The sequence below is a fragment of the Leptothoe spongobia TAU-MAC 1115 genome (genome assembly GCF_018739885.1).
Lineage (GTDB): Bacteria > Cyanobacteriota > Cyanobacteriia > Phormidesmidales > Phormidesmidaceae > Leptothoe > Leptothoe spongobia.
This window is the reverse complement of sequence record NZ_JADOES010000001.1, coordinates 23,010-49,188: the sequence shown is the minus strand read 5'-3', so window position 1 is coordinate 49,188 and position 26,179 is coordinate 23,010. Positions and strand designations below refer to the sequence as shown.

The 26,179-nt window shown below is 48.6% G+C and carries 24 protein-coding genes; 15 read left to right on the top strand and 9 right to left on the bottom strand.

All coding sequences use genetic code 11. The features are described 5' to 3' along the window. Nucleotides 1-47: 47 nt before the first annotated feature. From IXB50_RS00230 to IXB50_RS00220, 3 genes are all read left to right on the top strand, one after another. Nucleotides 48-1,037 carry an aldo/keto reductase gene (locus tag IXB50_RS00230; protein ID WP_215606924.1) on the top strand — a complete coding sequence of 330 codons (990 nt, stop codon included), beginning with the start codon at nt 48-50 and terminating at the stop codon, nt 1,035-1,037. Nucleotides 1,038-1,743: 706 nt separating this feature from the next. Further along, complete coding sequence (locus IXB50_RS00225; RefSeq protein WP_215606923.1) at nt 1,744-2,166, top strand: endonuclease domain-containing protein; 423 nt, start codon at nt 1,744-1,746, stop codon at nt 2,164-2,166. A 199-nt stretch (nt 2,167-2,365) separates the two neighbouring features. Next, nucleotides 2,366-2,512: a hypothetical protein gene (locus IXB50_RS00220; protein ID WP_215606922.1), complete on the top strand. Its 147-nt coding sequence runs from the start codon at nt 2,366-2,368 to the stop codon at nt 2,510-2,512. An 86-nt stretch (nt 2,513-2,598) separates the two neighbouring features. Here IXB50_RS00220 and IXB50_RS00215 read toward each other — a convergent pair whose 3' ends face one another. Beyond that, nucleotides 2,599-3,555 (bottom strand): WD40 repeat domain-containing protein, encoded by a 957-nt coding sequence (locus IXB50_RS00215; RefSeq protein WP_215606921.1) that lies wholly within the window; start codon nt 3,553-3,555, stop codon nt 2,599-2,601. Then, entirely contained in the window at nt 3,483-4,340 is an 858-nt protein-coding gene (locus IXB50_RS00210) for an inositol monophosphatase family protein (protein ID WP_215606920.1), read from the bottom strand. Before IXB50_RS00210 ends, IXB50_RS00215 begins: the two co-directional genes overlap by 73 nt. Nucleotides 4,341-4,406: 66 nt before the next feature. Between IXB50_RS00210 and IXB50_RS00205 the strand changes: the two genes are divergently transcribed. Then, nucleotides 4,407-5,099 (top strand): lysophospholipid acyltransferase family protein, encoded by a 693-nt coding sequence (locus IXB50_RS00205; RefSeq protein ID WP_215606919.1) that lies wholly within the window; start codon nt 4,407-4,409, stop codon nt 5,097-5,099. Here the strand turns inward: IXB50_RS00205 and ald are convergent. Further along, nucleotides 5,096-6,175, bottom strand: coding sequence for an alanine dehydrogenase (ald, locus tag IXB50_RS00200; protein WP_215606918.1), 1,080 nt, complete (start codon nt 6,173-6,175; stop codon nt 5,096-5,098). The genes IXB50_RS00205 and ald overlap by 4 nt on opposite strands. 219 nt (nt 6,176-6,394) lie before the next feature. Here ald and IXB50_RS00195 point away from each other — a divergent pair, with 219 nt between their 5' ends. Further along, nucleotides 6,395-6,565, top strand: coding sequence for a hypothetical protein (locus IXB50_RS00195; RefSeq protein WP_215606917.1), 171 nt, complete (start codon nt 6,395-6,397; stop codon nt 6,563-6,565). Nucleotides 6,566-6,787: 222 nt separating this feature from the next. Here IXB50_RS00195 and dnaK read toward each other — a convergent pair whose 3' ends face one another. Further along, nucleotides 6,788-8,701 carry a molecular chaperone DnaK gene (gene dnaK / locus IXB50_RS00190; RefSeq protein WP_215606916.1) on the bottom strand — a complete coding sequence of 638 codons (1,914 nt, stop codon included), beginning with the start codon at nt 8,699-8,701 and terminating at the stop codon, nt 6,788-6,790. A 199-nt stretch (nt 8,702-8,900) separates the two neighbouring features. Then, nucleotides 8,901-9,818 carry an NAD-dependent epimerase/dehydratase family protein gene (locus IXB50_RS00185; RefSeq protein WP_215606915.1) on the bottom strand — a complete coding sequence of 306 codons (918 nt, stop codon included), beginning with the start codon at nt 9,816-9,818 and terminating at the stop codon, nt 8,901-8,903. Nucleotides 9,819-10,369: 551 nt separating this feature from the next. On the opposite strand from IXB50_RS00185, the gene IXB50_RS00180 reads away from it, so the two are divergent. Continuing rightward, nucleotides 10,370-14,365: a magnesium chelatase subunit H gene (locus IXB50_RS00180; protein ID WP_215606914.1), complete on the top strand. Its 3,996-nt coding sequence runs from the start codon at nt 10,370-10,372 to the stop codon at nt 14,363-14,365. Nucleotides 14,366-14,926: 561 nt separating this feature from the next. Here IXB50_RS00180 and IXB50_RS00175 read toward each other — a convergent pair. Together IXB50_RS00175 and IXB50_RS00170 are read right to left on the bottom strand one after the other, a co-directional pair. Continuing rightward, nucleotides 14,927-16,411: a glycoside hydrolase family 10 protein gene (locus IXB50_RS00175; protein WP_246564009.1), complete on the bottom strand. Its 1,485-nt coding sequence runs from the start codon at nt 16,409-16,411 to the stop codon at nt 14,927-14,929. Nucleotides 16,412-16,656: 245 nt separating this feature from the next. Beyond that, nucleotides 16,657-16,977, bottom strand: coding sequence for a hypothetical protein (locus IXB50_RS00170; protein WP_215606912.1), 321 nt, complete (start codon nt 16,975-16,977; stop codon nt 16,657-16,659). 321 nt (nt 16,978-17,298) lie between these two features. Between IXB50_RS00170 and psbO the strand changes: the two genes are divergently transcribed. From psbO to mdh, 7 genes are all read left to right on the top strand, one after another. Next, on the top strand, nt 17,299-18,132 hold the full coding sequence (psbO, locus tag IXB50_RS00165; protein WP_215606911.1) for a photosystem II manganese-stabilizing polypeptide: 834 nt from the start codon (nt 17,299-17,301) through the stop codon (nt 18,130-18,132). A 445-nt stretch (nt 18,133-18,577) separates the two neighbouring features. Continuing rightward, nucleotides 18,578-19,375 (top strand): RNA polymerase sigma factor SigF, encoded by a 798-nt coding sequence (locus IXB50_RS00160; RefSeq protein ID WP_215606910.1) that lies wholly within the window; start codon nt 18,578-18,580, stop codon nt 19,373-19,375. Between the two features lie 65 nt (nt 19,376-19,440). Continuing rightward, nucleotides 19,441-20,313 (top strand): hypothetical protein, encoded by an 873-nt coding sequence (locus IXB50_RS00155; RefSeq protein ID WP_215606909.1) that lies wholly within the window; start codon nt 19,441-19,443, stop codon nt 20,311-20,313. A 264-nt stretch (nt 20,314-20,577) separates the two neighbouring features. Next, nucleotides 20,578-20,763 (top strand): photosystem I reaction center subunit IV, encoded by a 186-nt coding sequence (locus IXB50_RS00150; protein WP_215606908.1) that lies wholly within the window; start codon nt 20,578-20,580, stop codon nt 20,761-20,763. Between the two features lie 59 nt (nt 20,764-20,822). Continuing rightward, nucleotides 20,823-21,668 (top strand): DNA-formamidopyrimidine glycosylase, encoded by an 846-nt coding sequence (locus IXB50_RS00145; RefSeq protein WP_215606907.1) that lies wholly within the window; start codon nt 20,823-20,825, stop codon nt 21,666-21,668. A gap of 113 nt (nt 21,669-21,781) precedes the next feature. Continuing rightward, a complete protein-coding gene (gene ndhO / locus IXB50_RS00140) occupies nt 21,782-21,997 on the top strand; it encodes an NAD(P)H-quinone oxidoreductase subunit O (RefSeq protein WP_215606906.1) in 216 nt (71 codons plus the stop codon). 253 nt (nt 21,998-22,250) lie between these two features. Then, nucleotides 22,251-23,243, top strand: coding sequence for a malate dehydrogenase (gene mdh / locus IXB50_RS00135; protein ID WP_215606905.1), 993 nt, complete (start codon nt 22,251-22,253; stop codon nt 23,241-23,243). On the opposite strand, the gene lipA is transcribed toward mdh, so the two are convergent. Beyond that, nucleotides 23,240-24,133 carry a lipoyl synthase gene (lipA, locus tag IXB50_RS00130; RefSeq protein ID WP_215606904.1) on the bottom strand — a complete coding sequence of 298 codons (894 nt, stop codon included), beginning with the start codon at nt 24,131-24,133 and terminating at the stop codon, nt 23,240-23,242. The genes mdh and lipA overlap by 4 nt on opposite strands. A gap of 209 nt (nt 24,134-24,342) precedes the next feature. Between lipA and IXB50_RS00125 the strand changes: the two genes are divergently transcribed. Then, on the top strand, nt 24,343-24,939 hold the full coding sequence (locus tag IXB50_RS00125) for a L,D-transpeptidase (RefSeq protein WP_215606903.1): 597 nt from the start codon (nt 24,343-24,345) through the stop codon (nt 24,937-24,939). A 179-nt stretch (nt 24,940-25,118) separates the two neighbouring features. Then, nucleotides 25,119-25,460: a hypothetical protein gene (locus tag IXB50_RS00120; RefSeq protein ID WP_215606902.1), complete on the top strand. Its 342-nt coding sequence runs from the start codon at nt 25,119-25,121 to the stop codon at nt 25,458-25,460. Between the two features lie 23 nt (nt 25,461-25,483). Here the strand turns inward: IXB50_RS00120 and tsaB are convergent, their stop codons facing one another. After that, complete coding sequence (gene tsaB, locus IXB50_RS00115) at nt 25,484-26,176, bottom strand: tRNA (adenosine(37)-N6)-threonylcarbamoyltransferase complex dimerization subunit type 1 TsaB (RefSeq protein WP_246564008.1); 693 nt, start codon at nt 26,174-26,176, stop codon at nt 25,484-25,486. Between the last annotated feature and the right edge of the window lie 3 nt (nt 26,177-26,179).

Below are 26,179 nucleotides of genomic sequence, written 5' to 3'. Positions count from 1 at the left end.
GCTCCTAATCAGTATCAGCATCTAGTCATTCATCGTTACCCATCCCTATGCCTGCTAATGTCTCCACTGCCACAACGATTACTTTGCCTGAAATGGGTTGTGGTACCTGGGCTTGGGGAAACCGTTTGCTCTGGGGTTATGACGAAAGCATGGATGCTGACCTGCAACAGGTATTTAACTATTGTGTTGACAATGGAGTCACCCTATTTGATACAGGCGACTCCTATGGGACAGGAAAGCTGAAGGGACAAAGTGAAAAGCTATTAGGCCAGTTTAGCCAGGCTTACCAAGGACCCAATCAAAACAAAATCTGCCTAGCAACCAAACTAGCCGCCTATCCCTGGCGATTGACACGCGGCATGATGGCCCAAGCCGGTCAAGCATCAAAAGCACGCATGGGGCGTTTGGACATTGCTCAAATGCACTGGCCTACGGCCAATTATTTTCCTTGGCAGGAAGGCCCTCTGTTAGATGGTCTCGCTGATCTGTACGAGCAAGGCCTTGTCAAAGGTGTCGGTCTATCCAACTATGGTCCCAAACGCCTACATTGGGTACACAAACGCTTTGCCGAACGAGGAGTGCCCATCACCTGTTTGCAAGTACAGTATTCGCTGTTATCCACATTTCCAGTCACCGATCTGAGATTAAAAGAGGTGTGTGACGAACTTGGTATTCAGATGATTGCCTACAGTCCTCTTGGGTTAGGGTTACTTACAGGTAAGTATGGCGTAGATACACCGAAACCAAAGGGGCTAAGAGGTATTTTATTTCGACAGCTGTTACCAGGCATTCAGCCGCTGCTCGATTGTTTGCGGGAAGTAGCCATAGAACGAGATAAGACGATGGCCCAAACCGCTCTGAACTGGTGCATTTGCAAAGGGACTACTCCAATTCCAGGAGCCAAAAGTCTCGATCAGGCTAAACAAAATATCGGTGCTTTAGGTTGGCGGCTGAGCCCAGGCGAAATTGATGAGTTGGACCGAGCCGCCGCCAATTCTGATAAGCAAATGGTGCAGAATATCTTTCAAACTCGATAACCACCTCAAGTACTCTGAACGCCCCAAGAACTCTTCATATAAAGGTTCCGCATATTTCACCACGAGGAAAAGCATGTTCACAGGGAACCATAGTGTTACGTAATTTTAAGGGGCTGACTAAGCCTATGAACGGTTCATACCTGGTTGCAATTGCATCCCTGACTACGTTCTTAAGCGTGTCTCCCGCTCAGGCTCAAGAGTTGACCTTCTGACTCGCCAATGGCGAATCAGAACTGGTTCAAACTAATTTCACAACCGGTGACACAATTACGGCCACTTGCAATGAGCACTGTCTGGATATCGATCTGTATTTGTACGATACCGAGGGTAATTTGCTTACCCAAGATAGCGAACTAGGTGCGGTCTCGATGTTATTAGCTCCTTAGGACGGTGACTTTCTGCTGGAAGTGTCATGCCCAGTTGCAACCATCCCCAGGGATGTACAGCTTGGGTTAGCTCTCAGACAGATCCTTAGTTCATCGTCTAGCAGACAGATTAGCTCAAGTAGGTTTTCTCCAGTTAAATCGCGATTAAGTCAGGATAGCCAATGGCTATCCTTTTTTTTGCTCCAATGCTGAAAACTGAGGTTTCGAGCAACACTTCCAATGATGCTAAAGCCCTCTAAAACAAAGAATCTGCCCTACAGCGGTTCAACAATCTCTCTCTTCCCAATCGAGGGAGTTAGGGAGAGGTCTACCCTAAGCCCATGACCGATCCAAACCTTTCTGCTATCTCAGGCCGCCACCGTCAGATTCCCGCCATTCTACTCCGACGAGCCCGCGAACTACGCCAGCGGCAAACGCCAGCGGAACAAAGTTTATGGGAATGTTTGCGGGCTAGCCGATTATATGGCTACAAATTTCGGCGGCAGCATAACATCGATCGCTTTATCGCTGATTTTTATTGCCATGAAGCCGGGTTAGTCGTCGAGGTCGATGGCACCATTCATGATCGGCAGCAGGAAAAGGATGCGGCACGAGATGCGTGGATGGAATCGGTGGGATTGCAGGTGCTGCGGGTGACGAATCAACAGGTGCAGGAGGATTTGGAGGGGGTGTTGGTAGTGATAGCAGAGCGGTTGAGGACCTCATCCCCCGGCCCCTTCTCCTCCCAGGAGAAGGGGAGGTAGAGGTAGCGTCATGTATCGGTAAGTTACTCAACCTCCCTCTCTGTCTAACCGCATTCCATCAAAGTCCCTCTCCTCCCAGGAGAGGGATTTAGGGAGAGGTCCACCCCTTAATCTGCTCCGCCAGCACCTCGGCTCTACCTCTAACGTCGTCTCATCAATCGCTACCGCTGCCTCAACCTTCGCCACCGTCTAGGAAAAAATGTCTCGCATCATCCGTCACTCTGCCAATGCTGTGGCTAAACAATCGGCCAGTGAAAAGGCGTTGGAGGGGGTATTGGTGGTGATAGCGGAGCGATTGAGGACCTCATCCCCCGGCCCCTTCTCCTGGGAGGAGAAGGGGAGGTAGAGGTAGCGTCATGTATCGGCAAGTACTCAATCCCCATCGTTTCTAACCGCATTCCATCAAAGTCCCTCTTCTCCCAGGAGAGGGACTTAGGGAGAGGTCCCCCACCCTTTAATCTGCTCTGCCAGCTCCCTCGGCTCCACCTCTAACGCCGTCCCGTCAAGACTTAACGCTTCATCAAACTTCGCTACCGCCCCATCCGCATCCTGCTCGTAATACGCCAACGCCTTCCCCTGGGCCACTAAAAACTCGGCCCGCTCACGGCGTGTCCAGGCCTGGTCCATACACACTTGGCAAGCTCCCCTAGCCGCATCAGTCTTAGGCCGTACCAGGTCGCTGTGGTGCAGCAGCTGATTACAACAGTCATGGAGCCAGTCCTGCCAGCGGATGCGATCCCACAGTCGCAGAGTGTTGTCAGAGCTACCGGAGACAATCCGATCCCCCTGGGGGCTAAAGGCCACGGACCAAACCGAGTCGCGATGGCCCTCTAGGGGCTGACCGATGGGGTTGCCCTCACGATCCCACAGTCGCAGAGTGTTGTCAGCGCTACCGGAGACAATCCGATCCCCCTGGGGGCTAAAGGCCACGGACCTAACCGAGCCGCGATGGCCCTCTAGCTTTAAGCGTTCGCAAATTTTATGCCAGGTTTGGTTCAGAGCATACTGAGCTGAGTGTTTCACCTCATCCTTAAACGCAGCCAAGCTATCGCCCACCGTGTCCATAGCTTCCAGAGTGGCCTCGACAGTGTACTGAGGCAAGTTGATTAGCTTGTCACGAATTTTACGGGAACGGTTCTGGATTTGAGCATCCGCTAAAGCCCTCCCCAAGAATAACCTTTGCGCCTGATCCTGCTCGTCACTGTGGGTAAAAAACGTGCACAGATCAGTATAAAGCAACACATCATTGTGCACAGCAACCGGTAGCTCCCTTAGTTCTGCCAATACCCCAGTGGACATGGCCCACCCCATTACCGTTACTGCTGGGCCAATACGTCCAGTAGCTTCTGATGCACCGCTGGCGAGGAACCCACCACCACCCCAGGCCACTGATAATTCTCACAATCCTGCAGTGCCGGTAGCTCATTTCCCTGATGGTCAGTCAACACATAGCCCATCTCCTGAGCCATCCAGCTCAGGGCACCGCCATCGATAAACTTACCCGCTGCTAAAATCGCCCCGGTCAAGTCACCGGTCAGGAGACCATTCGTATTGGGAATAGCCACTTCACGGGAATAGTCAGGTTGAACACTGATCACACTAAAATTTTCACGTAAGGCGTCTGCCAGATGGCCCATAGTCCAACTGAGAATGACCTGATTTTTGGGAGTATCGATCTTTAAGGGCTGACAACTATCGAGGTCATCTGCTAGAGAGCCCAAAAATGTCCCCTGGCCCCGCAGGCTATAGTAAAACCGATCGAAAGCTGGACTGAGCGCAATGACCGCTTCAAAACTATCAGCATTGAGGATAGTCAGAATAATTTGATAGTTGGGATGGCCATCCATGTAGAAGCGAGTACCATCGATGGGATCGAGGGTAACCAAATAGTCATCCTGGGGACCTAACTCAATCGACCGAAAATACTTAGTGTTGTAGGTCTGCTCAAATTCTTCGCCATAGAAACGAATGTCTGGAAACAGCGACAGCATCGTCACTTCGATAAAGGTCTGAATAGATAGATCTGCGTCTGTCAGAGCCTCGGCAAACAAATTATGATCTGCGGCTACCTTATCGGGGCGAGCACCAATACTGGCCTGCATTTTTGCTGCATAGCCTGCGGCTATCTTGAGGTTCGGTAGTAAAGCGTCTAAAATCTCGCGGGGTGTGGGCATGAGTATGAAGGTAACGCGTTAGCCTAGATTAAAGTCAGGTTCACTCTCATTCTCAATGATGATGGTATGGATGTTCAAATAGCGGTTTACCATAGCCTGCGATGGTTATTACGCCCTTTTTTGCTGAGGGGTGTTGCGATCGCAACCCACGGCATCAACAACTTACCCCAGCATGGAGCAGCTATCCTCGTCTGCAATCACCGTTCTGACACCGACGGACTTTTAATCACCCTGGCCTTACCACGCTACATTGCCTGGATGGTTGCCGACTATATGACAGCAGTTCCGATTACCAGCCAGGTGCTCCAGCTGACCGGCATGGTCCCTGTCAAAACTGAAGGACGTCCTACCCCTTCATCCATCAAAAAAGCATTACAGCGACTACGGCAGGGAAAACTACTCGGTATTTTCCCAGAGGGTGAGGGCTATATCTTTGCCAACGACTTTGAGGCTCCCCTCGCCGAACTGCAATCGGGATTTGCCCATCTCGCCTATACGGCTCAGGTCCCCGTCATTCCGGCAATGATTATCCCCAAAGCAGAAAAATTAGAGCCCATTAGCATCCCACCGGCAGTACGTCCCCATCTGGCACAGCATTACGACTTAACCAATACTCGGTCCATCGCTCGCTACCGTGCCGTCGATGTCAGAATTAGTAAGGCCATATCCCTAAAGCCTGTGGCCCACCTGGATAAACAAGAGCAGGTGGGCTGGCTGCAAATGCAAACTCGCCAGGCCATGTTAAATCTGCAACGTTAAGCTAGGTCTGGAAAGGTAGCTTGTACAGCTGGATGTACAAGCTGATGACTGACGACATTGAGCCCTTCGGCTAACGCCGCATCTGTGTCCAATGCCCCTAAGCCCAGGTTGGCTAGCTTGAGTACATAGGGTAGTGTGCTGTTATTCAACGCTTCGGTTGCGGTACGGGGTACGGCCCCTGGCATATTGGGGACACCGTAGTGCAATACCCCCGACTCTACATAAACGGGTTCACTGTGGGAGGTGGACCTTACGGTTTCAATGCAGCCGCCTTGGTCGACAGCAACATCTACAATGACAGCACCATCGGGCATTTGTTGGACTTGCGATCGCGACACCAGCGTCGGTGGTCGCCGACCAGGCACTAACACGGCTCCAATCAGTAAATCAGCTTGACTCACTGCCATATCAATATTGGCAGAGTTACTGTAAAGCAGCTGCACCCGTGAGCCAAATAATTCTTCGAGCTGATTTAAGCGATCCAGGTTGATATCAATCAGCGTGACCCGAGCCCCCAAACCCACCGCCATTTTGGTTGCCTCGGTGCCCACAATACCCCCACCCAGCACTACCACATGGCCTGGAGTCACACCGGGAATACCGCCGAGTAAAATACCGCGACCTCCCTGTTGCTTTTCTAAAAACCTTGCGCCAAACTGCACCGATAGCCGTCCAGCAATCATGCTCATGGGCGTCAGCAAAGGCCGCTGGTGGTTTTTCTCAACGGTTTCATAGGCAATGGCCGTAGCACCACTGTGCATTAAGGCCTCAGTCAACTCGCGACTAGCCGCTAAATGGAGATAGGTGAATAACAGCTGCTCTTTTTGTAAATAGTCATATTCTTTAGGCAATGGCTCTTTGACCTTGACTACCATGGCCTGCTGCCAAGCCTCAGCCGCCGCAACTATTGTTGCCCCTGCCTGCTGATAATTAGCATTACTAAATCCTGCTCCCACACCAGCATCAGCCTCTACCAGAACCTGATGACCTTGTTCTGTCAGGGCTCTAACGCTGCTAGGACTGAGCCCCACTCGAAACTCCAGGTTTTTAATTTCTTTGGGTACACCAATTTGCACGGGCACCTCCAGTTGAAAGGGGTTAGTTTTGGACAATTCCAAGGCTATAGCTGTTGAATTAGCCTCTAGCTATAGCTTAGCGCTCCTGCAAAAAGGCAGGGCATTGCTGATCCTGGGCAAGCATTGTCCATAAAATAGAATGCCCCATCTGGGAAAACTGATTGACGAACTCTCCCTTTGATAGTGAGAATAGATAGATATAACCCAGCGCCTAACACCGTGACTGATATTAAGCCATCCCTTAGCCCCAACCTTGAACGTCCCAAAAAAGGATTTAATCAATATGCTGAGCAGCTAAATGGACGAGCTGCCATGATGGGCTTCTTGATTTTGATCGCCATCGAGTATTTCACTGGGCACAGCATCGTTTCGCTAATTGGCCTGAAATAAGGTTGGTAATCTAGGGATACTCGCTTCATACACAAGCAACTACAAGCAACAAATTTGAAGGTGGTACGATGCAGCCTGACGTTAAGCTGAGCGCTTCTGTATCGTAAATAACAAAAAAAGGTGAATGGTAAAACCATCCACCCCCTTGCTAGCCGGAGCAAGTTTGTCGGCTATGCCACGGCGGCGCTCCCGACAGAGGATAACCGCCGTGGTTGATGAAGGTTACTTGTCGCCTTCTTCTGAGAACTCGGCATCGATGACGTCGTCATCACCGCCATCACTAGGAGCATCGCCGCCACTAGCCGCTCCCGGATCAGCCGCCGCTGCCGCTGCCTCAGTAGCACCGTACATGTTGCTACTGAGGGAAAACAATGCTTGCTGCAGGGACTCGGTACCAGCTTTGATCTGGTCAGCATCGTCAGCTGCGAGCGCCTCCTTCAAACTGGCAATCTCAGCTTCAACCTTAGCCTTATCCTCATCAGAAACTTTGTCACCCAGCTCGCCCATCTGCTTATCAGCCTGATAGACCAGCGAGTCAGCCTGGTTTCTAATGTCAATCTTCTCGCGACGTTCCTTGTCAGCGGTCGAGTTCGCTTCAGCATCACGAACCATCCGATCTACTTCGTCATCGGACAGAGTAGATGCACCAGTAATACTAATGGACTGCTCCTTACCAGTGCCCTTATCCTTAGCGGTCACGTTCAAAATACCGTTGGCATCGATATCAAAGATCACCTCAATTTGAGGTACGCCACGGGGAGAAGGAGGAATACCGTCTAGCCGGAAGACCCCCAGATCCTTGTTATCGTTAGCCATCTCACGTTCCCCCTGGAGGACGTGGATTTCAACGTTGGTCTGACCATCTACTGCTGTAGAGAACACCTCAGACTTCTTGGTAGGAATTGTGGTGTTTCTGGGGATCAGCTTGGTCATGACACCGCCTAGAGTCTCCACACCCAAAGACAGGGGAGTTACGTCTAGTAGCAGAATGTCTTTGACTTCACCAGCCAGAACACCACCCTGAATCGCAGCACCAATAGCTACAACTTCATCAGGGTTAACACTCTGGTTCGGCTCTTTACCCAGAATCTTAGTAACCAGCTCCTGAACCGCAGGAATTCGAGTGGAACCACCCACTAGTACGATTTCGTTGATGTCGCCCTTAGCCAGCTTGGCATCGCGGATGGCATTTTCTACCGGTACACCGCAACGGTCGATCAAGTCAGACGCTAGTTCCTCAAACTTCGCCCGAGTCAGGGTAAGGTCGAGGTGCTTAGGACCGTCTTGTGTAGCTGTAATAAAGGGCAGGTTGATCTCTGCCTGGGTAACGCTAGAGAGTTCAATCTTGGCCTTTTCAGCGGCCTCAGTCAGACGCTGCAGCGCTTGCTTATCCTTACGTAAGTCAATGCCTTCTTGGGACATAAACTGCTCTGCCAGGTGATCTACGATCTTTTTGTCAAAGTCGTCACCCCCTAAGTGGGTGTCACCAGATGTGGACAGTACCTCAAATACACCGTCACCGACTTCCAGAATGGAAACGTCGAAGGTACCACCCCCCAAGTCAAAGACGAGAATGGTTTCGTTGCTCTTCTTATCAAGACCGTAAGCGAGTGCAGCAGCCGTCGGCTCGTTGATAATCCGTAGTACATCTAGACCGGCAATCCGACCAGCATCTTTAGTTGCCTGACGCTGGGAGTCGTTGAAGTAAGCAGGAACGGTAATCACCGCTTGGCTGACCTGGTCTCCCAAGTACTTACTAGCATCGTCCGCTAGCTTACGCAGGACCTGGGCAGAAATTTCTTCAGGTGCAAACTGCTTATCAGCATTGGTGCACTCAATTTTGACATTGCCGTTGACATTTAGAACGTTGTAGGGAACTTCCGATGACTCATTGCCAACTTCATCATTGCGGCGACCAATAAAGCGCTTCACCGAGTAAAACGTATTTACCGGATTCATCACGGCCTGGCGCTTAGCGATTTGACCCACTAGGCGATCACCACTCTTGGCATAGGCAACGACAGATGGGGTGGTGCGAAAACCTTCTGCGTTTGCAATTACAGTGGGCTTTCCCCCTTCCATCACAGCGACTACAGAGTTTGTAGTCCCCAAGTCAATACCAACTACTTTTCCCATATCAATTGCTCCGGCGAATCATGTCTTTGGTATTGCTGATCATCATTTCCCATCAACCAGCAATAGCGCTGCTTCTAAACGAACCTCAAAATTTGGTTTCTTAAAAGCTCACTACTATAGTGCTAATCCAGAGCGATTCTCTGAAGGGGGGGTTACCGAACCTGGATTTCGGTTGTAGGGCGGGCGACCCAGCCTCAGGCTACCTAGATGCCAAGATTTGCCCGTCTAGGTCAAAGTCCACGGCTTGCTCAGACTGACAATAATCATTGTCATAGGAGTCCTTTAATCCTCGGACCAAATCATAACGAGGTGTCCAACCTAGATCCTGTTGAGCCTTATCAATTGAGGCAAAGAAATGCTGAACTCGCATAGGAAATGCCTTCCGTTTACCAAAGTCGAACTGATTGGGGTCGTAATGGCGAATATCTGGTTCAGGTTTACCCATGGCCGCTGCACAAGCATGGGCTAGTCCGTCAAAGGTGACATAGCGATTGCCTGAAATGTTGTAAATCTGACCAATAGCTTTGGGATTACCTAGGACGGCCACCATCGCTTCAGCGAGATCCGCGCAATGACCTAACTGCGTGATCGCCTTACCATTACCAGGAATCAGCAAAGGACGGTCATGACTGAGCCGGTCAAAGAACCATTTTTCGACAGGATTATAGTTCTGGGGACCATAGATGTAGACAGGACGAATGGAGGTAAAAGGCACACCCTGTTGAACTAGGTAGTCTTCGGTATGATGCTTGCCTTTATGGCGACTGTCGGGATCAATGGGGTCACCCTCAAGGTGGGGCATCTGCTCACTTTTGAGATAGACACCGGCAGAGCTGATATAGATAAACTGACTGACGGTACCGCCAAAGAGTTCGACCAAGGGCTTGGTATCACTGAGTTCACGACCGTTGTTGTCGTAGATGGCGTCAAATGCTTTGCCAGTGAGGACTGCCTTGAGCGCATCGGGGGATTTGCGATCGCACTTAACGACTTCCACCCCCTCAGGCGCAGGCCGATTCCCCCGATTTAGCAGTGTCACCTCGTGTCCCGCCGCCACTAATAATCGTGTTAAATACACCCCAATAAACCGGGTTCCACCCATCACCAAAATTCGCATAGCCAACCCAAAAAACAACCGATAGATTATCCCTTCAACCTAAAATCTTATGGAAGATTGTTGCGATCACAAAACAATGCTCAACAAAATCCCGTAAAGCCTAGAAAATCGAAGAAAACTTTGGTAAAACTCAATTTTTGTCAACCCTTATCTTTTTACTTTATTTGAAGTATAAGGATTAGTAGTGCTCTCGAATTGTGTAACAAAATTGTTACACAATTCGAGAGCTAATATGTCATTTTGTATCGCATATATAGCTGTATCCCTAGTCAGTAGGGATTTTCTGGTACAAACACAATAGGTTTAAAAACCTGTTCAGATGTTATGGAATGTTTCTCATTACAGTAATCACTTCGATTTTGTAAAGTGTTTTTTGCAAATGCTTTTTCGATTACTGTGCCGATCATGATCGGCTAATCAGTCTGACTGGTAGCAAAACCCCAGAAAATCTTGGGTTTATATGCTATGTGGCAGTTATTGTCACCCATTAGAAGAGACAAACCTGGTCCACTTGGACATGGTTTAAAACACAGAGGAAGGAGTTAAACTGCATGTTCACCAACGTCAAGCCCACTGTGAGACATATCTCACCCGAGAACCTTGGCGAACGGTCCTTGATGAAAGTGGTCTACGTCGTATTAGAGCCACAGTATCAAAGTTCTCTGTCAGCAGCGGTTAAGTCCATCAACGCCAATAACCCTCACATTGCCGTAGAGGTTAGTGGTTATTTAATTGAAGAACTTCGCGACAATGCCAACTATGAAGCATTTAAGCAAGACGTATCCGAAGCTAACGTCTTTGTCGCCTCCCTAATTTTTATTGAAGAACTCGCTGAAAAAGTTGTTGCCGCCGTCACCCCTCACCGTGACACCCTCGACGTGGCCGTGGTTTTCCCCTCCATGCCTCAGGTGATGCGCCTCAACAAAATGGGTAGCTTCTCCATGGCTCAGTTGGGCCAATCCAAGAGCGCCATTGGCGAATTCATGAAAAAGCGCCGTCAGAAGCAAGGCGGTAGTTTTGAAGATGCCATGCTGAAGTTACTACGCACTCTGCCCAAGGTGCTCAAGTATCTGCCAGTAGACAAGGCCCAGGACGCCCGCAACTTTATGCTGAGCTTCCAGTATTGGCTAGGCGGCTCTCCCGAGAACCTGGAGAACTTCATGCTGATGCTGGCCGATCGCTATATGTTTGGCGATAAGGATATTGAAGGTGCTCCTGACAAAATGGACTATGAGGAGCCTGTTACCTATCCCGATACAGGTATCTGGCATCCCCTTGCTCCTTGTATGTATGAGGATGTTAAAGAATACCTCAACTGGTATAGCTCACGTCAGGATTTGCCTGCCTCCCATAAGCGAGAGCAAGCTCCCTGTGTAGGCGTCGTATTACAACGCACTCATCTGGTTACCGGTGATGAAGCCCATTATGTGTCCATGGTCCAGGAGCTTGAGTATCTTGGCGCACGGGTAATCCCTGTATTTGCGGGTGGGCTAGATTTCTCCAAACCTGTGGAGCAATTCTTCTACGAACCTGTGAGTCAGGAGCCTCTGGTCGACTCCGTGGTGTCCCTAACTGGCTTTGCCCTAGTGGGTGGGCCTGCCCGGCAAGATCATCCCAAAGCAATTGAATCACTGCAAAAGCTCAATCGTCCTTACATGGTGGCACTCCCTCTGGTCTTCCAAACCACTGAGGAATGGGAAAATAGCGACCTGGGTCTACATCCGATTCAGGTGGCTCTACAGATGGCTATCCCTGAGCTAGATGGTGCCATTGACCCGATTGTGGTTTCTGGTCGTGATGGTATGACCGGTCGTGCTATTACTCTGCAAGACCGGGTAGCCATCATTGCCCAGCGGGCCCTCAAGTGGGCCAACCTGCGCCGTATCTCCCGCGCTGAGAAAAAACTAGCCATTACCGTATTTAGTTTCCCCCCCGATAAGGGCAATGTGGGAACTGCTGCCTACCTCAACGTCTTTGGCTCTATTTATCAGGCGATGGCAGATATGAAGGCCGGTGGCTACGCTATCGAAGGCATGCCTGAATCGGCAGAAGCCCTCATGTTAGAGGTGATTAACGATGCCCAGGCTCAATACAATAGTCCTGAGCTGAATATTGCCTATCGTATGTCGGTTGCCGAGTATGAACAGCTCACTCACTATTCCGAGCGTTTAGAGGAAAACTGGGGGCCGCCGCCCGGAACCCTCAACACCGATGGCCAAAATCTTCTAGTATTTGGAAAAACTTACGGCAATCTATTCATCGGTGTACAGCCGACCTTTGGTTACGAAGGTGACCCTATGCGCCTGCTCTTTTCCCGCTCGGCTAGTCCTCACCACGGGTTTGCCGCTTACTATACCTTTCTAGAGAAAATTTGGAAGGCGGATGCAGTACTGCACTTTGGTACCCATGGTTCTCTAGAATTCATGCCTGGTAAGCAGATGGGGATGTCGGGGCAGTGCTATCCTGACAACTTGATTGGAAGTACTCCCAACCTCTATTACTACGCCGCTAATAACCCATCTGAAGCAACAATTGCTAAGCGTCGTGGATACGCAGAAACCATTAGCTACCTGACACCCCCGGCGGAAAATGCCGGCCTGTACAAGGGACTAAAGGAGTTGAGCGAACTGATTGGTTCTTATCAGAGTCTTAAGGACGGTGGTCGGGCGATTTCCATTGTTAACGCCATTATCGAGAAAGCCCGTCAGGTTAATTTGGACCGTGATGTGGTTTTCCCTGATATAGAGGATGCCAGCGAAATCAGCAAAGAAGACCGCGATACCCTCGTCGGTAAGATTTACATCAAACTGATGGAAATCGAATCTCGTTTACTTCCCTGCGGTCTCCACATTATCGGTAAGCCACCTACGGCGGAAGAAGCAGTGGCCACTCTGGTTAATATTGCAGGCCTAGATCGCGAAGAGGAAGGTTTTAAAAGTCTCCAGCGCATTATTGCTGAAAGCATCGAACGCGATATCACCGAGATTTATAACAACAGTGACCTGGGTGTTTTGGATGATGTCCAGCTTCTGTACGAAATCAATGAAGCCACTCGGGCCGCTGTCGGAGCTATTGTCAACGAACAGCTGGATGATGAGGGCCGCGTATCTCTGCAGACTATGCTGAAGTTCTTTAACTTTGGTAAGCGTAAGGATCCTTGGTTGGAAGCTCTCCACAATCTTGGCTATAAGAATGTGGATGAAGAAGCCCTCAAGCCCTTGTTTGAGTATCTACAGTTTTGTTTGCAGCAAGTTGTTGCTGATAACGAGCTAGCGTCTCTGCTCAAGGCATTGGATGGAGAGTACATATTGCCTGGTCCTGGTGGTGACCCCATCCGTAATCCAGATGTGTTGCCCACAGGCAAAAATATTCATGCCCTTGACCCACAGTCCATTCCCACAACAGCAGCAGTCCAGTCTGCAAAGGTGGTGGTGGATCGGCTATTAGAGCGTCAACGTCAAGAAAACGGTGGACAGTATCCAGAAACTATTGCCGCTGTACTTTGGGGCACTGACAACATTAAGACTTACGGTGAGTCATTGGCACAAATGCTTTGGTTCGTTGGGGTTAAGCCGGTACCGGATGCTCTGGGCCGCGTAAATAAGCTGGAGATTGTTTCCCTAGAGGAATTAGGCAGACCCCGTATCGACGTTGTTATCAACTGCTCTGGTGTATTCCGCGACTTGTTTGTTAATCAAATGGCGCTACTGGATCGGGCCGTGAAAATGGCTGCTGAAGCAGATGAGCCTCTAGAAATGAACTTTGTGCGGAAACATGCTCTCAAACAAGCTGAGGAAATGGGTCTGTCGTTGCGTGAAGCCGCAACTCGCATTTTCTCTAACGCGTCTGGTTCCTATGCAGCCAATGTAAACCTGGCCGTTGAAAACAGCAGCTGGGAAGAGGAATCTGAGCTCCAGGAAATGTACCTCAAGCGTAAATCCTTTGCCTTCAACTCTGACAATCCTGGGGTCATGGATAAGTCTCGCGATTTGTTGGAGGCCTCTCTGAAGACGGCTGACGTAACCTTCCAAAATCTAGATTCGTCTGAAATTTCTCTGACTGACGTTTCCCACTACTTTGACTCTGACCCGACCAAGGTGATTGGCCAGTTGCGGGATGATGGCAAGAAACCTACCTCGTTTGTAGCAGATACCACCACCGCTAACGCCCAGGTACGAACTCTCTCAGAAACAGTTCGTTTAGATTCTCGCACCAAGTTGCTCAACCCTAAATGGTATGAGGGCATGCTGGCTAATGGTTATGAAGGGGTCCGTGAGCTATCCAATCGTCTGGTCAATACCATGGGTTGGTCGGCCACTGCTGATGCTGTTGACAACTGGGTTTATGAGGATGCCAACACTACTTTCATTGATGATGAAGAAATGTGTAAACGGTTGATGGATCTAAACCCCAATTCATTCCGCCGTATGGTAACTACACTCTTAGAGGTCAATGGTCGAGGCTATTGGGAAACTAGTGAAGAAAACATCGAGCGTTTGCAAGAACTCTATGAGGAAGTAGAAAACCGTATCGAGGGTGTTGAATAAGGGCTAAAAAGACTGTAATCCTGAACTTGTAATGATTGCATGCTTGGGATACATTCTGCTCATATCTGTTACTAAAGAATCAAAGCCGTCGGTCTTTTACAGATCGACGGCTTTGATTCTTTAGCGATGAAAATGGTTGTTAAAAAAGTGTTTTTAGACCAATCCATTGACAAAAATTTTGAACGATCAAGACATTTATCAATGTGACAATTTCATTTACGGAACATATTTAGTTACGGAATGAAAATCATCCTCATAAGCTATTAGCAAAAGGCCGACATCAGGATTTTTTGCGTCACATGGGTGTTTTAACTTAAAGCGTTCCAGGCTAAAGACTGTCCTAACTGATGTGGCCAAAATTAGACACCATAGACGTAATGAGGTGGTGAAGGTGAAGCAACGTTTATGGCATGCTTTGGTAATCACAGTAGGACTCTATCTGCTGTTTGTTTGTCAAAGCCTCCTTGACGAGAATTCTGGCCTAAAACAAGCCAAACCCAGTGGCCATCAATTTCAGATGATATTCTCACGCCTCTTGCCATGAAGGCATATCGACACTATCTATGGCAATGCACAAAACTTTCGTACCCGGTCAAACTCTGGGTCTTGCCAGGAATAGGCGAAGTGACTGACTGAATTGATATTGGGGGCCGCTCGCTGGAGTGCTGCCATCTGCGCTTCTAAAGAGGGCCGGTTATTAATGGCTTTGCCCCACACCCCTGCTAATGCTGGTCGAACGTTACTGACATTATTCTGACGTAAAACCATTTGTACATCTTGCACAATACAGCTGGTATTTCCACAAATGCTGTAAGCCATTGGATGCCAGCTAATGGATTTTGGAAAACGATTCCAATGTTGCAGACGGGAATCATATCCTTGAGTGCCTACAGGCTGGTTGGCTGTGGGGAAAAAGACGGCACCCACAGGAATATTTTGCTGCTTAACAGGCTGAGCCGCCGTATTGAGAAAATCAATCACCCCCTGTACCGCATGGGCAACACTCAAACGCCACAGTTCTAGTTGTAAAGCGGGACGACGCACTGAAGCTGGCACATCGCTCGTACTACCGGACTGTTGACGACTCTGCCATAGAGGCTCCACTTCATTTGGAAACGTTTGGTCAACGCGATCTAGATCTCCATCAACCAAATATCCTCGGTTGAGAAACTGTCGAATAAGTTCTCTCCCTTTGTTGTTTAAGGCTCTTTGCATCAAGGAATTTTGAGCAGCACTGCCATAGATCCAAAGATCACCGACTTGCCCTACAACAGAGTTACTGCCGGTACCACGCGGATAGCGAATATAGTCAAAGAGAACACCATCTGGCTTTCGCTGCAGGACAAGCTGCAACATTCGTAAATAGTCACTTTGAGCTTGATAGTTGTAAGGGTCGATAAAAATTTCTTCGGGGTTATTGCTACCACCACGGCTGGCAAAGACTGAGGTTGTTTCACCACGACCATTCCTGGCTAGAACCTGCTGGCGATCTCGTCGTTGGCCATAGGAATAGCCGAAATTCATGGTGAACATCCAGGCCTGTACTTTGAGGCCGCGCTTGTGGCCTGCTGCGATCGCATCCGCCAACAAATCCCGATCCTCATACCCCCGTTGCTGCACCACACTGGGCCAAGCGGTCTGATTGTCCCTCTGGGGCAATAGCACCTGACCGTTATAAAACGCCTCAACATAGACTTCGGTATATCCCAAGTTGACGATCCGATCCATCAAGGCATCGAGGACGCCGGGTCTCAAATCACAGGGGTATAACCTAATCCAGGTAGCCTGCTGACGTGGCCACTGACGTCGACGACAGGTCCGCAATAACTCAGCATGGCGTTTGAGCAGATCACCATATTGTGCGATCGCCAACGCATCTCCATTAGCCGCCTGCTGACGTACAGACTCCTTAGCATCAACCTCAACCTGAGAAAGCTGACAGTGCTGATTGAGATCTCCAAGTTGAGCAAATCCAGGCATTGGCCGATGAATCAAGGCCACTCCCAATAATGACAATACTCCTCGAACCAAGATGCCCCGAAGCAAACAGTGACTCCTGCTCAAATGCCGAAGATTTCCCATAGCCGCGCACTATACCGTTGAACAATTAAACACAACAAAAATCTGTTGGTAGAACACAATGCACATCAAGTCAATTTTGAGTAATTGATTCAGCCCATAGCATTCAATTACCCAAAAACTGGCAGATTCTATCACCCCTTATGCAAATGCTGTCTGTTGCGTACGTTCATCAGTGCGACGTAACTTGTCATACGTCAACAATCTTCCCTCTAATCTTCAGAGGCTTCTGGGTCGAGGGAGGGATCCACCCCCTTAAGCAACTCCACCAGTTTCATCCGCTGGATATAAGGCCATCCACCATTGATTTCAATATCCCTAAGCAAGTGATACAAACGCTGACGGTTAGTAGGCAAAGACTCTTGAAAAAGGGTTTCACGAATATCTCGATGGAGCACTTCCAATTGCCTCAAAAGTGATAAAAGAGCCTCACAATCATTGGCTCTTTTTTGAGCAGCCACTTGCACAGCGATACGGATTGCTTCAATATCAGCACTTTGCCCATGCTCGGCATCTGAAGAGTACGGTTTCATCTAGTCAGCCTAACCCTGATTGCACCAAAACCTGACGATGCAGACAGTGTAGCCCAAATTAGCCGATACGCCTGTCCCATATCAGGCTTCAAAGTGTTAACCAATACACCAGATTGCAATTTTCAGCATGCACCGGGGACTCGTCCGTGTAAAATACTTTCGGGAAGGTTAGTTGACTATCCTGAGGGCGACTTCAGTCAGACTAGTCAGAAGGCTTTTTGAGATAGAAAGCTCTAGGTATAGGCAACCTTATAGTCCCTAGTCGGTTATATAACCACTGACAAATTTTCTTACATAAATACTTTTTGTTTGAGGTTGACCATGAGGTATCGTGCCCTAATCGTTGCATTTCTAGCACTCTGCATGGGTGTATTAACAGCATGTAGCGATGCTCCTAGCGCTAGTAGTGACACTCCTTTAACCTACGATCAGATTAGAAATACAGGATTAGCTGGTAGCTGCCCTCAGCTTTCTAGTGTTCGTCGCGGAGAGATTGCTATTGAAGACGGCCAATCCTACCAGATTGCTGGTCTATGCTTAGAGCCCACTAGCTACTTTGTTAAAGAAGAGCCCGCAAATAAGCGCCGAGAAGCTGAGTTTGTTCCTGGCAAATCTTTGACCCGTTATACATCCAGCCTTGATCAGGTAAGGGGTGCGCTAGAAGCAGACGCTGATGGCGGCTTGGTCTTCCGTGAGAAAGGTGGAATGGACTTCCAGGCTGTAACTGTTCTCCTTCCAGGTGGAGAGGAAGTGCCTTTCCTATTTACTATTAAAGGCTTAGTTGCTAAGACCCAGGCTGGATTAAGTGCAGTAACATCATCTACCGATTTTTCTGGTGAGTATCGTGTGCCGTCCTATCGGACTTCTAACTTTTTAGATCCCAAAGGTCGCGGTTTAACCACGGGTTACGATACAGCCGTAGCTTTACCAGCTGGTGGTGATACAGAAGAGTTGATCAAGGAAAATATCAAGGCTTTCGAAATTGGAACGGGATTTATTTCTCTTCAGATTGAGAAAGTGGATAGTGTCACCGGTGAAATTGCTGGCACATTTGAATGTGAGCAGCCTTCTGACACAGATATGGGTACTGCTGAGCCTTCCGACGTGAAGGTACAAGGCTTGTTCTACGGTCGTGTAGAAACAGTTGATGCCTAGAGCATTCTGAGCTTAGCGATGCCCATTCCTAATCTAAGCTTTTTAGGTCTTAGGTAGTTTCGCTAGAATACATTTGAAAAAGGGTAGAAAACTCCAGAGTTTTCTACCCTTTTTTACTTTAAAAACCAGCATTGTACGTAAAGTCATCATAAAGACTGGAGCACTGATGGTAATCATACTGGCACTGCTCAGCGTAGACTTCCGTATATACGTCATTGTTCAGATGATTTTCTACAGAGTAGCCTAGCCCTGAAAGTTGCTTTGATAAGTTAAAGGCTGTGATTTCAGTCACTGTGCTCTTGGGCCTGGATGTTCACTATTGAATCACTACGGTAAACGTAGTGGTTTCATCTCTTAACTTTAAGTTTCTGTTTTTCGTAGCTCAATACTGCATCTATCCCAGTGGGGCATAGAGTTGAGCCTATAAATGTCAAAGGGGTTCCCCATGTCGTCATCCAAACTCAACAACGCGCTTAAAAGCGAAACTCTAGAGATACTGAATGATTATCAAAAACATCGTTCGCCCAAGCTACGAAATAAATTAGTCCAGATGAACCTGGGGCTGGTACGTAGAGAAGCCCATCATTGGCTATACCACTCCAATGAGACCTTTGATGATCTGATGCAGGTCGGTAGTTTAGGCCTAATTCGAGCTATTGAGCGCTTTGATATGTCAAAGGGCTATGCATTCAGTTCTTTTGCCATCCCCTACATCCGTGGCGAGATTCAACATTATTTACGCGATCGCAGCGCTATTGTTCGTATTCCAAGACGATGGCAGTCCTTACAGCACCAGTCAGCGCGCGTTATCCGTCAGCTACAAGAAACATTAGATCGTAAGCCTACCGATCAAGAAATTGCCGACCATCTCAAAATCACAGTTCAGGAATGGCAGGAAGTTAAGTTAGCCAGCCGTAACCGTTCATTGCTAAGTCTAGATGCTCCTATTCAAGAAGAAGGCAGTGGCTCTGCTTCTCTTAGCGATTTACTACCCGATCCAAAATATCGGAGTTTTCAACTCGCTCAAGAAGATCGTATTCGTCTTCAGCAAGGATTAGCCCAGCTAGAGCGTCGAACCCAAGAAGTACTAGAGTTTGTCTTCTTACACGACTTGACTCAAAAGGAAACCGCTGAACGCTTAGGCATTAGTGCAGTAACTGTCTCTCGTCGGGTCAAAAGTGGACTCAAACGTCTGCGGGATTTAATGGCTCCCACCGAGGAAGAAAAAAAGGATTTTGCATAAACCTCTATGCATTCTGCAGAACTTGTCTTATACTTTGCGAACGAAAGTCCTTGGAGGATGAAAAGATGCAGCGTCTGCTCTTGGTATTGCTAATAACAACTGGGGCAATTTCCCTGAGCGGTTGTGGGTTCTTTAGTCGTGACGATGTTGATGACCTCGTTGATGACGTTACTATCGAGAATCCATCGCCAGAGCAAACGGGCCAAACAGCAGAAACGGCAGATGGTAATCTGCCAAATCTTCCAAATGGCGAAATATCAACTACTGCCGTTGAAGGTTTAAAGAATTCTCCTACTGTTATTGCTCGTGATTTAATTCAATCTACTGACCCTAATGAACGAGCAATTGGAGTGGAGCGGACTCGCTCCGATCCGTTTGCAGGTCTGACTATTCCACTTGTTCCCCCTCAACCCATTGAGGTCCCAGGAACTACTAACAATGCCAGTGGTAACAATGCCAGTGGCCAAGCATCTGCGTCTGGTCAAGCAGCCGCGACAGGCAGAGTCGCGGCACAAGGAAATAGCACACCAACCTCCTCAGAGGCTCAGACACGCCCAAGTGTAGCCGAGGCACCTGAGATAGAGTCAAACCGGCCAGAAATCGCAGCATTGCCCGAAATTCCAAAGCCGACAACCGCGCAAGCTGTCAGGGTATCAGGTGTCATCCAAATCGGAGGACAGCCCTATGCCATTGTTAAAGCACCCAATGAAGTCGAACGTTATGTGAGACCAGGTGATCGTATTGCTAACGACAGCGTATTGGTTAAGCGTATTGATACTCGTGCAATAGAGCCACGGGTTATTTTAGTTGAGAATGGAATTGAGGTTGAGAGGCTAGTTAGATCCACCGAAGAAGCTCCTGCTGAAGAAGCTGCTCCAGCTACTGAGGCTGTATCAACTATAAGTACGCTCCCAGCTCTCCCTAATCCTGGTATTTAACTACCCTTAGTTAGATAAGCTAAAAGCCACGGGACTTTATGTTCCGTGGCTTTTAGCTTGTTTTTATGGACATCACGTCTGGTTCAGAACGGCAGTATTTTTTATTCAAGGTTTTTTCTAAAGAATTATTTCTAAAATCTTCGATATGCAACAATTCTTAAATGGCCAGAATGCAAGTTCGGTTCGAAGGAGTAGTAATCTGGTGAGAAGTAGCTTGCTGCTCGCATCATTAATTACTCGTCTTTGAACAAGAGAGGCCTATTCATGGTTAAGCGTGGATCTAAAGTACGTATCCTACGGAAAGAATCCTACTGGTTTCAAGATACTGGTAAGGTAGCGTCCGTTGACCAAAGCGGTATTAAGTATTCGGTTGTTGTTCGGTTTGACAAGGTTAACTATGCTGGCGTCAACACCAACAACTTTGCTGAATCTGAATTAAAGGTAGTCTAATAGATCTAGCAATCTAGAATGGCTTGGTAAACTTAGCAAAGTTGTTTGTTTAACTTGCCTTGCCAGAACTTCCTGAGGTAGAAACTGTCCGACGAGGGCTCAGTCGAGTTACTCTGTATAAACCTGTTCGGGGTGGGAATGTGCTGTTAGAACGCAGCATTGCCCACCCCGTTTCTGTTACAGACTTTTTAGCTGCCATCATGGGAGCTGAGATTACAACTTGGCAGCGTCGAGGAAAATATTTGCTGGCAGTCTTAGCACGTCAAAATCAGCCAGCTGGCTGGTTAGGCTGCCATCTACGAATGACGGGGCAACTTCTATGGGTCGAGCAATCAATGCCAGTCTCTTCCCACTGCCGTGTTCGTCTGTTTTTTGATAACGATCGAGAGTTACGTTACGTTGATCAGCGCACCTTTGGCCGTCTTTGGTGGGTTCCTCCAGCAAGCCCCCCCGAAACAGTCATGACAGGGCTACAACGTTTGGGGCCAGAGCCTTTTGCCGATCAGTTTTCTCTCAGCTACATGCAAACCTGGTTTGCACGCAGACAGCGCCCTGTTAAGAATGCTTTGTTAGATCAGGCAATGGTGGCAGGTATTGGTAATATCTACGCTGACGAAGCTTTATTTTTGAGTGGTATTCGCCCTAAGGTTAGGTGCGATCGCATTTCCCAGCTCCGTCTCAAACGCCTGCACACCTCCATTCGCAAAGTCCTCAACGACAGTATCGAAGCCGGTGGTACTACCTTTAGTGACTTTCGTGATATCCATGGCACCAACGGCAACTACGGTGGCGTGGCCTGGGTCTATGACCGCGAAGACGAACCCTGCCGCGTGTGTAGCACCCCTATTAAACGGATTAAATTAGCTGGACGCTCGGCCCACTATTGCCCCAACTGCCAAAAATAAGTCGGTTAAAATCAAGAAAACCGACCCAGTAAAACCGAAAGTTACTCTCCAGAAAAACAACAGTTCTGGATGTGGACAAGGTTTAATATAGTGACCGGTTATTTTTCTTAGTGATGGCAATCAAAAAAGGTACTTTTGTTCGTGTCGTACGCGAAAAGCTAGAAAACAGTGTAGAAGCCACCGCTAGCGATACTCGTTTTCCCCCTTATATTTTTGAATCCCAAGGCGAGATTTTGGAAGTTCGCGATGACTACGCCCTGGTCAAATTTGGTCGAGTTCCCACACCCAATATTTGGCTGCAGGTGGCACAGCTAGAAGAATTCAAGTAAGGCTGTATCGTTCCTTTCGACCCTGTGCAAGGAACAAAAACTTAGGACGAGCAAGCGCCGCTACGTATTAAGAATCTCCATGGGATGCCCCCAAGTTTAAGTAATGCTCGACACAATGGAGATATAAGCTGTATCCAAGTCAAAATTAATCATTGACTTGGGTATATTTACAACCCATTTAGTGAACCGTCTCTGGGCGACTTTTTAGGTGACTGATTGACTAAAGTGCCCTCAAGCGGTCTTTAGGAGTCCTATGGCAGTAGCTAGTCCATCCCCTCAAACTGCAGTCCTCAACCCAACTGCAATCACGATTCCAAAAATCACCATCATCGGGGCCGGTAATGTCGGTGCCAGTCTTGCCCGCAGTCTGCTCTCCCAAAACTTAGGTAATGTTGTCCTGCTAGATATTGTTTCAGGTCGCCCCCAGGGATTAGCCCTGGATATGGCCGAAGCTTGCCCTTTAGAAGGCTGCACCCACCACATCCTTGGCACCAACGACTATCAAGATACGGCGGGCTCCCAGGTAATTGTGATTACAGCTGGTTTACCTCGTAAGCCAGGGATGTCCAGGGATGATTTGCTTAAGGTCAATGGCCGCATCATTTTAGATGTGGTCGCCAAAGCATTGCCCCATTCCCCCGATGCCCATTTCATCCTGGTCACCAATCCCTTGGATGTCATGACCTATTTGACGTGGCAGACCAGTGGCCTTCTCCCTAGCCGGGTCATGGGCCAGGCTGGCGTGTTAGATTCTGCTAGATTTCGAACGTTTATTGCCCATGAACTGGGGGTTCCGCCCCAGGATGTATCCACAATGGTCCTGGGGGGCCATGGGGATCTGATGGTGCCCCTCATCAGTCACACCACGGTTAGCAGTATTCCTCTGACAGAACTACTCTCTGCTGCCAAAATTCAGGAACTGGTGGAACGTACCCGCCACGGTGGTGCAGAAATCGTTAATCATCTCAAAACAGGCGGTGCATACTATGCGCCAGCCGCAGCAACAGCCACCATGGTGGCCGCCATTCTTCAGAATCAGTCGGCTATTCTACCTGTTTCAGCCTATCTTGACGGTCAATATGGTCTACAGGATATTTACCTGGGTGTCCCCTGCCATCTCGATAGGAATGGCGCAGCCTCTATTGTCGAATTGTCCCTCACCGCTAATGAACAAGCGGCGCTGGAAACCTCAGCTCAGTCAGTACGACAAACCTTAGAGAAAGCTCTACCGCTGTTTGAAGCCTAGATGGCCTGGGGCTGGGGGCGAGGTCGAGGATATTCAGCCATGAGTCGTCTCACTTCTTCAGCATGATAGGAGCTGCGTGTGAGAGGTGATGACACCACCTGCAGAAAGCCCATGGCTGCCCCAGCCTGTTGCCACTGGTCAAATTGCTCAGGGGTGACAAAGTCTTTGACTCCCAGATGCTTTTGAGTGGGCTGTAAATATTGACCAATGGTGAGGATATCGCAATCCACAGCCCGCAGATCGGCCATCACCTGTCGCACTTCCTCATCGGTTTCCCCTAGGCCCACCATAATGCCTGACTTTGTATAGGCCCAGGGCGCTAACTCACGGGTACGCTGCAGTAACTCAAGACTCCGTTGATAGTCTCCCTGGGGTCGTACCCGGCGATACAGACGAGGAATTGTTTCCGTATTGTGGTTGATGACCTCAGGGGCTGCCGATAGGATGATGGCCAAGGCATCCCAATTGCCGCACATGTCCGGAATCAGCACCTCAATCGTGGTGTTGGGCGATAGCTTGCGGGTCTCTTCAATACAGCGCACAAACTGACTTGCGCCACCATCAGGTAGATCATCGCGATTTACCGACGTAATGACTACATGGTTAAGTCCCAGACGTCGGACCGCCTCCCCCAAACGCAAAGGCTCAGTTGGATCTAATGCCTGAGGCTTTTTCTCAAAGTCAATGTCGCAATAGGGACAAGCCCGAGTACAAGCGGGACCCATAATCAAAAATGTCGCCGTCCCAGCATTAAAACACTCACCAATATTAGGGCAGGAGGCTTCTTCGCAAACCGTGTTGAGGGCAAGATCCTGCAAAATGCCTTTAACATTGCCGACCCGTTCCCATTGGGGGGCTTTTACTCTGAGCCAGTCTGGTTTAACGGTCACACTCTTTTGCCTTTACGAACGAAGCTGTTGTGTCAGACTAATGACAGCATTAATGATTCTAACAACTTCAGGGATATAACATGGGAGCAAAGACCAACCTATGCTTGAGGTAGTCCATCTGCGATACAACTCAAGAAAATCCTGAAATAGGTAAGATATGGAGTGGTTACGCGACCTTGACTATCCCAGATTTTCTAGTCATTTCAATAATGCAAGGAATCCATCCCTTAGCCAGTAGTTTTGCGTTATTGTGCGTTGGTTCAGCCTTAGGATTAGCGTTGCTAGAGTGGCAAGATCCCTATGATTGGAAAGTGGAAGATACCCCAGCAACTGAAAGGCTTAGCAATCTCAGTACCCGTATTTCCATTGTCAATGGGCGGAGACCACGGCTGATAAATCCTCTCAAACAACCCATCTCTGATGTGCAGGTGGTAGTTCAGTTAAACGCGCGCAAGGTGAATGTTTATCGTCACGGCGAAATTATCAAACAGTATCTCATCGCCATTGGGCAGTCAGAGTGGGAAACTCCTGTGGGCAGTTTCAACGTGATTCAAAAACAGGAATATCCTACATGGCAACATCCCATCACTGGTGAGATCGTTCCGGCTGGCAAGAATAATCCTTTGGGCTCACGCTGGATTGGTTTTTTGTCCAGCAGAGACGGTGAAATTGGCTTTCATGGCACTAATGAGGAAAGTCTAATTGGGGAAGCCATTTCCCATGGCTGCATTCGGATGCTGAATGAAGATATTGAAGACCTGTACTCCTATATTGAGTTGGGAACTACGGTCACAGTCAAACGCTAGGGTTCTGCTCAATGCCTAGATTTCATATTAGTCGGCGCAAATTAATAGCCACAAAAGAGACGACAGAATGCATCAAATCCTTTAGCCTATGTTATAGAGCATAAACCTTTTTAAAGAAAGGTAACAGGATTGGCGAACCATCGCGCTTGCCTAATTTTCTAACAATTTTTCTTTATCTAATGATTTTTGATCCGGCTTGGATTTCTGGCGTATTTTTGTGGGCACTGGCGCTGTACCTGATATTTTCGCCTTTTGTCACCAGGTTAGTGGATGCCCTCGAACACCAGGCAACGGGATGGTTAGACTCGACTCAGCGATCGCAACCAACCATAGCTAATCTCGCCGAACTCTACGCCTCCATCGGCAGCATCTTGCCCTTTGTATTGGCTGGCGGTCTTTGCAACTACTTGCTAGACATCGGCCTCGGACATAGTTGGACATTAAGCTGGGGCATCATTGCCTGCATGGGCAGCGCTATTTATGAATTAGGGCGTCGTGATGGTCAAGCGAACCAAGACTAGGGCCTTTAACTAACAGATAAGTTTTAGACCTTCACAGGATGCTGACCATAAAACGGAATAATCTCACGCCAATTAGGATGCTGGCCCGCCTGCCAATGGTCGTATCCCAATTGCAATAGTGACAATGTGGTGTCTGCCAACCCTATTCCTGGCTCTACAGACACTGGTAATAAAGACTGAGGCCATTGAAGTTGTTTCGCCTGCCAATCGCTAGCAGGTAAAACCGTATCGTCTAGCTTGGCCAGCAGAGTTGTACCATTCCAGTGATAAATAGCACCATAGACGGCCCCCCGCTTAGCTGGCATGGTAACCGCAATATCGGTAGCCTGGCCATTTCCTGGCTCAGAATTGTGGCTAGAAACGGTAAGTTGATGGTGAGCGATCGCAGCCAATGCAGAAACACCAAATAGGGGAATATCTAGCTGTTGTGCCAGGGTACGGGCCGTAGTTACCCCAATACGGGTGCCTGTAAAACCACCAGGACCAATACAGATCACAATAAACCGAAGATCTTCCCAGCTTTGGGGCGCTAAAAAACCTTGGAGTAATGCGTGGAGCTGACTGGATAAATCACGGCCGAGATCCCAAGTTTGATGCCGCTGGATAGTTTCAAAATCACTAATGGCTAAACCTAGCTCAGGTGTGGAGGTATGGAGTGCCAAGCCAAACATTTTCAAATACTGCTGCAAACGTTTTTTGGAGAGTCTTTGACCCAATCG

What these genes read in the sequence shown, in the direction of transcription:
- IXB50_RS00170 (WP_215606912.1), bottom strand. Translation starts at nt 16,977, where the DNA reads ATGAAACCGTACTCTTCAGATGCCGAGCATGGGCAAAGTGCTGATATT.
- IXB50_RS00155 (WP_215606909.1), top strand. Translation starts at nt 19,441, where the DNA reads ATGCAGCGTCTGCTCTTGGTATTGCTAATAACAACTGGGGCAATTTCC.
- IXB50_RS00150 (WP_215606908.1), top strand. Translation starts at nt 20,578, where the DNA reads ATGGTTAAGCGTGGATCTAAAGTACGTATCCTACGGAAAGAATCCTAC.
- IXB50_RS00125 (WP_215606903.1), top strand. Translation starts at nt 24,343, where the DNA reads ATGCAAGGAATCCATCCCTTAGCCAGTAGTTTTGCGTTATTGTGCGTT.
- IXB50_RS00185 (WP_215606915.1), bottom strand. Translation starts at nt 9,818, where the DNA reads ATGCGAATTTTGGTGATGGGTGGAACCCGGTTTATTGGGGTGTATTTA.
- ndhO (WP_215606906.1), top strand. Translation starts at nt 21,782, where the DNA reads ATGGCAATCAAAAAAGGTACTTTTGTTCGTGTCGTACGCGAAAAGCTA.
- psbO (WP_215606911.1), top strand. Translation starts at nt 17,299, where the DNA reads ATGAGGTATCGTGCCCTAATCGTTGCATTTCTAGCACTCTGCATGGGT.
- mdh (WP_215606905.1), top strand. Translation starts at nt 22,251, where the DNA reads ATGGCAGTAGCTAGTCCATCCCCTCAAACTGCAGTCCTCAACCCAACT.
- IXB50_RS00220 (WP_215606922.1), top strand. Translation starts at nt 2,366, where the DNA reads ATGTCTCGCATCATCCGTCACTCTGCCAATGCTGTGGCTAAACAATCG.
- IXB50_RS00120 (WP_215606902.1), top strand. Translation starts at nt 25,119, where the DNA reads ATGATTTTTGATCCGGCTTGGATTTCTGGCGTATTTTTGTGGGCACTG.
- IXB50_RS00160 (WP_215606910.1), top strand. Translation starts at nt 18,578, where the DNA reads ATGTCGTCATCCAAACTCAACAACGCGCTTAAAAGCGAAACTCTAGAG.
- IXB50_RS00180 (WP_215606914.1), top strand. Translation starts at nt 10,370, where the DNA reads ATGTTCACCAACGTCAAGCCCACTGTGAGACATATCTCACCCGAGAAC.
- IXB50_RS00225 (WP_215606923.1), top strand. Translation starts at nt 1,744, where the DNA reads ATGACCGATCCAAACCTTTCTGCTATCTCAGGCCGCCACCGTCAGATT.
- IXB50_RS00210 (WP_215606920.1), bottom strand. Translation starts at nt 4,340, where the DNA reads ATGCCCACACCCCGCGAGATTTTAGACGCTTTACTACCGAACCTCAAG.
- IXB50_RS00205 (WP_215606919.1), top strand. Translation starts at nt 4,407, where the DNA reads ATGGATGTTCAAATAGCGGTTTACCATAGCCTGCGATGGTTATTACGC.
- IXB50_RS00230 (WP_215606924.1), top strand. Translation starts at nt 48, where the DNA reads ATGCCTGCTAATGTCTCCACTGCCACAACGATTACTTTGCCTGAAATG.
- dnaK (WP_215606916.1), bottom strand. Translation starts at nt 8,701, where the DNA reads ATGGGAAAAGTAGTTGGTATTGACTTGGGGACTACAAACTCTGTAGTC.